At 43.9% G+C, this 5,321-nt stretch carries 4 protein-coding genes and 1 pseudogene; 2 read left to right on the top strand and 3 right to left on the bottom strand.

Translation table 11 applies throughout. The features are described 5' to 3' along the window. Positions 1-91: 91 nt before the first annotated feature. Positions 92-226, bottom strand: a pseudogene (locus V7L12_RS25425) (response regulator); the annotation flags it as partial. A gap of 362 nt (positions 227-588) precedes the next feature. After that, on the bottom strand, positions 589-3,477 hold the full coding sequence (uvrA, locus tag V7L12_RS25420) for an excinuclease ABC subunit UvrA (RefSeq protein ID WP_335088590.1): 2,889 nt from the start codon (positions 3,475-3,477) through the stop codon (positions 589-591). A 120-nt stretch (positions 3,478-3,597) separates the two neighbouring features. Between uvrA and V7L12_RS25415 the strand changes: the two genes are divergently transcribed. Both V7L12_RS25415 and V7L12_RS25410 read left to right on the top strand, forming a co-directional pair. Then, entirely contained in the window at positions 3,598-4,347 is a 750-nt protein-coding gene (locus V7L12_RS25415; RefSeq protein WP_335088588.1) for a Uma2 family endonuclease, read from the top strand. A 60-nt stretch (positions 4,348-4,407) separates the two neighbouring features. Then, complete coding sequence (locus V7L12_RS25410) at positions 4,408-4,797, top strand: hypothetical protein (protein ID WP_335088586.1); 390 nt, start codon at positions 4,408-4,410, stop codon at positions 4,795-4,797. 82 nt (positions 4,798-4,879) lie between these two features. On the opposite strand, the gene V7L12_RS25405 is transcribed toward V7L12_RS25410, so the two are convergent. Further along, on the bottom strand, positions 4,880-5,321 hold a 442-nt coding region (locus V7L12_RS25405), incomplete at its 5' end, for a WD40 repeat domain-containing protein (RefSeq protein WP_335088584.1).

Raw genomic sequence — 5,321 nt, 5'->3', positions numbered from 1 at the left:
ATTGACTTTTTTGCACAAGCACTGCTGGCTAATTCTAATAATTATCTGTCTCGGCCATCACTGCTTCCTAAATATTAGACCTGAATCCTTACGTAGAACCTTTAGTTACACTCCTAACTTTATATCTTTGTTCTGTCAGCATGGCAGATAGGAGATTCAGGTTTTCTGGGGTGTCATCAATCACCAGTATGTCTGCTTTGGGAAAGTTGAGTGACTCTTTAGGCATGGCAATATCGACTTTAGCTAGAATAAGCTACTAATTATTTCTAGAGATTTTAACCTTAGTTCAATGTTTTAATAATCAGTTACAAAAAAAATGGCAATTATCCATTTATCTAAGATATCTTGTAAAAGTTTCTAACAACTAACTTACTAAGGGGAGGGGGTTCTTATTTGTGATTTATGCAGGAAGTCTGCGAATAATTCAGGATCGAACACACGCAAACTAGAAATCACTAAAAAACAAGCTGAGTCTTTGGGAAAGTTTTTTATGTTGATGCAAGTTTGTCGATTTTATAATAAGCGATCGCTTTTATTTGCACCTACCATATGGTAAGCTTCTTTGCGTCTATGACTGAGACAAAAACTCTATTTTTTCACCGCCGGATACTGTTTCAACACCTGCTGCAAATATTGCCCAGTATAAGACCTGGGATTTTTTGCAACTTCCTCCGGTGTACCCACAGCAATCAATTCTCCCCCTTTGTCGCCACCTTCTGGCCCCAAATCTATCACCCAGTCAGAACAACGAATTACATCTAAGTTGTGTTCAATTACTAATATTGAATTGCCTTTATCTACCAATCTTTGCAACACATCTAACAATTTATGGACATCGTAAAAAGATAACCCTGTTGTCGGTTCATCTATTAAATAAAGTGTCTTACCTGTGGCGCGTCGAGATAGTTCTGTTGCCAATTTTACCCGTTGCGCTTCTCCACCAGATAAGGTAGTCGCAGGTTGTCCTAGTTGGACATAACCCAACCCGACATCAAATAAAGTTTGCAAACGCGCGATCGCTTTGGGAATATTCTGGAAAAAGTCTAAACTTTCCTCAACTGTCATTCTCAGAACATCAGAAATAGACTTATCTTTGTACTTTACCTGCAAAGTTTCGCGGTTGTATCTTGCACCTTTACAAATTTCGCATTGCACGTAAACATCCGGGAGAAAGTTCATTTCAATAACATTCACACCCTGGCCGCTACAAGCTTCGCAACGTCCACCTTTAACGTTGAAGGAAAATTGCCCAGGTTTGTAACCCCTAGCTTTGGCTTCTACTGTTTGGGAAAATACATCCCGAATGGCATCGAAAATTCCTGTGTAAGTTGCAGGGTTAGAACGTGGTGTGCGTCCAATTGGGGATTGATCGATAACGATCGCTTTATCAATCGCGTTTAATCCCTGAATTTTATCCAAATGTCTGGGTAAGGGAACTTTCTTAGTTAAATAATGTTGCAGAGATGGGTACAGTAATTCGTTAATCAGGGTAGATTTGCCAGAACCAGACACACCAGTAATGGAGACGAGTTTACCTAGCGGAATGTCTACATCTATATTTTGTAAATTGTTGCGATGGGCATTTTTAATTCCTAAACTCCGCCCATTTCCTTCTCGGCGTTCTGCTGGTGTGGTAATTACTCGCCTTCCTGATAAATATGCACCCGTCAAAGAATCTTCTGCTGCTAATAACGCCTGAAAATCACCTTGGGCGATAATATTTCCGCCGTGAATTCCTGCACCAGGGCCAATATCAACTATATGGTTAGCTGCGCGAATTGTTTCTTCATCGTGTTCAACCACAATTAATGTATTACCCAAATCGCGCAATTTCGTTAAGGTTTTAAGCAACCTGCCATTATCTCGTTGATGCAAACCAATACTCGGTTCATCTAAAACGTAGAGAACTCCTGTTAAACCAGAACCAATTTGTGTTGCTAAACGAATTCGTTGGGCTTCACCACCGGAAAGGGTCATGGCGGGACGGTCAAGGGTGAGATAATCTAAGCCTACATCCAACAAAAATTGCAATCTAGCTTTGATTTCTCTCAGGACTAAATCAGCAATTTGTAACTGGCGATCGCTCAACTTAAATTGCTCAATTCTCTCCTGACAATCTCGGATTGATACTCCAGTTAATTCTAAAATTCCATATTGTCCCAACTTCACTGCCAAGGCTTCCGGTTTTAACCGTTTTCCTTTACAAACTTCACAGGGTTGATCGATTAAATACTGCTCTAATTTTTGCTTAACTAGCTCAGAACCACCCTCATATTGTCGTTGCAAAATTGGAATAGCACCTTTAAAACTCTGCTTCCTCTGTGCCTCTGCGGCTCGTTCATCTTTCTCTCCAAACAAAATAATTTGCTGCTGTTCTTGTGTTAGCTTGCTCCAATTTGTCTGCAACTCAAATCCATAAATCTGTCCGACGCTATAGAGTAATTCTAAGTAATAAGAATTATCTTTTTCTGACCAAGGCGCGATCGCAGCATAAACTGGCGCTTCCCAGTCGGGTACGATCAAGTCTGGCGCAAATCTTCTTAAAGTCCCAATTCCATGACAGTGCGGACAAGCACCATAAGGTGAGTTAAAGGAGAACAATCGCGGCGATAATTCCTCCATTACCGCGCCATGTTCTGGACAGGCAAAGTTTTCTGAAAATACTAATTCTTCTTCCTTTTCTTGTCCGTCGTCACCAAGCAGACTCACCAGAATGGCTGCAATCCCACCCGATTGCTTGAGACACGTAGACAGGGAATCAACCAAACGCTCCTGAATATCAGCTTTTTTCACCAAGCGGTCGATTACCACTTCGATGGTGTGGGTAAAGTTTTTATCCAATTCAATGGAATCTGACAGTTCGCGGATCTCGCCATTGATTCGCACGCGGACAAAACCTTGGGATGCCAGACTTGACAAAAGCTTACGATGTGTGCCCTTTTTACCCCGGACAACGGGTGCAAGGATTTGGAAGCGGGTGCGTTCTGGTAATTCCATGATGCGATCGCACATCTCATCGATTGTCTGGGGTGCAATACAGCGATCGCATATCGGACAATGGGGTTCGCCAGCACGACCAAACAACAGTCGCAAATAGTCGTAAATCTCTGTCACCGTACCCACTGTGGAACGAGGATTATGAGAGGTTGACTTTTGGTCAATGGAAATTGCTGGACTTAAGCCTTCAATCGCCTCCACATCCGGCTTATCTAACTGTCCGAGAAATTGCCTTGCGTAGGCGCTGAGGGATTCCACATAGCGGCGTTGCCCTTCAGCGAAAATTGTGTCAAATGCCAGGGAAGACTTACCAGAACCAGAAACGCCAGTAAATACGATTAGGCGATCGCGTGGCAATTCCAAGTCAATATTTTTCAGATTATGCTGCCTAGCACCCCGAATCCGAATGGTATTCTGGCTGTTGTGGCTGGGGTAGGGAAGATGTCCATTCAAGGATGCTGCTAGCTGTTTGTCTGACATATTGGGCGGCGAAGAAGGAGTTTCTTATGAAACAGTCCTTAATAATACTATCTTTAATCAGTTTATAGTAGAACAATCGTACTGTTTTAAATTGAAGTTGTACTTGAGATATTCTGAATCATGCTAGCCAATGCAGCCACCCATGATGTCACCTGGGAAAAGTTACCTGATGATTTTGTTTTAAACAACGAGCCAGTGGATAACATTAATCAGCCACTCTTGGCTGCTGCTTTAACAGAAAGCTTGGAACTTGCCAGCAGACTACCCGCCGATGCTTTAACCATCACTAACTACGGTATCTGCGCCACCTTAAATAATCGATTTGTGGTCAAAGCACCAGATTGGGGATATGTACCATCTATTCGAGTCTCACGAGAAGAAGTTAAGCGCAGTTATACGCCACGACTCCAAGGTGATATTCCCGTAATTGTGATGGAATTTCTCTCAGATACCGAAGGTGGAGAGTATTCGAGTAAACCGACCTATCCCCCTGGTAAATGGTTTTATTATGAGCAGATTTTACAAGTGCCAAACTATGCCATTTTTGAACCAGATGGCGGAGTCTTAGAAGTTTATCGGCGAGATGATTTAGGAAATTATGAACTGCAAACATTGGATGCAAATAATCGTCACTGGATTGCCGAAATGAATTTGTTTTTAGGCGTATGGCAAGGAAGCCGAGAAAACCGCACAGGTTATTGGTTACGTTGGTGGGATAATAACGGCGAATTATTACTATGGGGTTTGGAGTTAGCAGCAAAAGAACGCCAAGAGAAAAACGCCGCTCAACAGCTTGCAGAACAAGAACGCCAGCGTGCAGAGAGATTAGCAGCTCAGTTAAAAGCGCTGGGAGTAGAACCGGAGGTTTAACTCGGAAGTTCGACCTTTTTGCTCGGCCGTTCGTGTTCGGAACTCGGAAGTTCGACCTTTTTGCTCGGCCGTTCGTGTTCAGAACTCGGAAGTTCGACCTTTTTGCTCGGCCATTGGTGTTCGGAACTCGGAAGTTCGACCTTTTTGCTCGACCATTGGTGTTCGGAACTCGGAACTTCCACCTTTTTGCTCGACCATTGGTGTTCGGAACTCGGAAGTTCGACCTTTTTACTCGACCATTCGTGTTCGGAACTCGGAACTTCCACCTTTTTGCTCGACCATTGGTGTTCGGAACTCGAAACGCTGAGATCAGAACTGCGATCGCATTTCTTTTTTAGTGAGCGATGTCTACGACGGGCTACGCCTACGCCTGTTATGAATATTAAAGGGCGATCGCTCCCTCATCCCCTGGTTGGTGAGCGAAGTCGAACCACATCCCCTGGTTGGTGAGCGAAGTCGAACCACATCCCCCGATTGGTGAGCGAAGTCGAACCACATCCCCGGTTGGTGAGCGAAGTCGAACCACATCCCCCTACCGCCCCGAACACACCTTAACCGCATCAGGATGGCTAATCAAATAACTCTTAAGCCGACTGCAACCCTGTGCTAATAAATCATCAAGATTCAGATTCCACAATTTGATGGTCTTGTCAAAACTAGCGGAAGCTAAAGTTTTGCCATCCGGGCTAAACTCGACGCTGTAAACCGAATCGCTATGCCCAATCAGGGTGGTAATTTCTTTGCCTGTGTCGAGATTCCACAATTTGATTGTGTTGTCATCACTGGCGGAAGCTAAAGTTTTGCCATCCGGGCTGAAGACGACGCTGTTGACCCAATAGCTATGCCCCCTGAGAGTGGTAATTGCTTTGCCCGTCTCCTGATTCCACAATTTGATGGTCTTGTCATAACTAGCAGAAGCTAAAGTTTTGCCATCCGGGCTGAAGACGACGCTGTTGACCCAATCGCTATGCCCC

It is taken from the genome of Nostoc sp. (assembly GCF_036918245.1).
Taxonomy (GTDB): Bacteria; Cyanobacteriota; Cyanobacteriia; order Cyanobacteriales; family Nostocaceae; genus Nostoc.
This window is presented reverse-complemented; position numbering and strand designations above follow the sequence as displayed.